We start from the raw sequence: 1,501 nt of genomic DNA on the forward strand, positions 1-1,501 counted from the left end.
CGGTGTAGGTTGTCGACAGTCGCCGGTGCTTCTCCACTTCGATCTTGCGAACGAAATGGATGCGCGTGTTGATGCCTTCGAGCATGCGCGCCAGTTCGGGATTGCCTGACAGCCTGGCGATGCGGATGTGAAACTCCTCGTCCCTGGCGGTCAGCTCGGCGCTGGAAAACGAGTCGGCGCGCGCCATGGTGAGCGTCCACCAGTCGACGAGCGCGGCGAGCTCTTCATTGGTCGCGCGCTGGATCGCCAGCCTGACGGAGCGCTCCTCAAGCACCGCCCGCACGTCGGAAAGATTGACGACCTCGTCGACATCGAAGCCGCGGCAAAAGAAGCCGCGATTGGTCTGGAAGGTGATGAGTTCCTCCGTGACCAGCCGCTGGAGGGCCTCCCTGATCGGGCTGCGGCTGACATTCAGCCTCGCGGCAAGCGCCACTTCGTTGATGCGCTCGTTCGGCTTGAAGCGATAGTCCATCGCCATGCGACGGATCTCTTCATAGACGCGCGGGCCGGTCTTGATCGGCTTGGATGCCAACGCCGCATCGTCGTCCTGGTTGCTGTGCCTGGTGGGTCGGAGCATGGCGTCGGTCAAGCCTTTGCGGCGCTTGGTTCGGCGAACCGCGCCTGTGTGGGAAGGATACCGTCGAGGGCGATCGGCGCAGCCCGGCCGGCGATCAGGTCGGCGACGATGCGGGCCGATCCATGCGCCATCGTCCATCCAATATGGCCGTGGCCGGTGTTCAGCCAGAGGTTCTTGATGTTGCGCAGGCCGAGGATCGGCAGATTGTCGGGCGTCATGGGTCTCAGGCAGGCCCGCATTTCGGCGCGATCATAGGCGATACCGCGCGGGAACAGGTCCTGCGTGACGCGCTTCATGAAGGCGAAATCCGAAGGCTTGTGGCTGCGATCATAGCCCGCGAATTCCGCGGTGGCGGTGACGCGGATGCGATCGCCCATCGGCGTGATGGCAACGAGATTGTGCTCATCGATGACGGGGAGTTTTGGAGCCAGCGCCGGGTCGACGATGGGAATGGTCAGGGAATATCCTTTGACCGGATAGATCGGCAAACCAAGGCCGATCTTGCGGGCGAGGATCGGGCTTTCGGCGCCGAGACACAGAACGTAGGTGTCGGCCAGAAATTCTCCCTTGTCGGTGACGACCCGGATGATCGCGTCATTCCTGCGTTCGATCCCGACGATCCTCGTGCTTGTCAGGATCTTGCCGCCCCTCGTTTCGACGATGGCCGCCAGCGCGCGCGTGAACTTGGCGGCGTCGCCGGTTTCATCGGTTGGACACATTATGCCGCCGGCAATGCTGCCGCGCGACGAAGCCAGCGCCGGCTCGCGGTCAATGATTTCCTGTGCGTCGACAATGCGGATCTCCTGGCCGTCGGCCTCCAGCAGGCGCATGTTGGCGACGCCCTTGTCGAGCGCCTGACGGCTGCGGTGGAAGTAAAGGATGCCGGCCGAGGTCCTGTCGTATTGGATCGATTCCTCCCTGACG

Annotated in this window: 2 protein-coding genes; both read right to left on the reverse strand. The window is 63.2% G+C overall.

All coding sequences use genetic code 11. The features are described from left to right. Nucleotides 1-577 (reverse strand): GntR family transcriptional regulator (locus EN879_RS35515; RefSeq protein WP_164774823.1); only part of this gene is annotated, 577 nt, incomplete at its 3' end. 8 nt (nt 578-585) lie between these two features. Next, nucleotides 586-1,501: FAD-dependent oxidoreductase (locus EN879_RS35520; RefSeq protein WP_127274697.1), on the reverse strand; the 916-nt coding region annotated here is incomplete at its 5' end.

Origin of the sequence: Mesorhizobium sp. M7A.F.Ca.AU.002.02.1.1, assembly GCF_003998535.1 — a bacterium.
Taxonomy (GTDB): Bacteria; Pseudomonadota; Alphaproteobacteria; order Rhizobiales; family Rhizobiaceae; genus Mesorhizobium; species Mesorhizobium ciceri.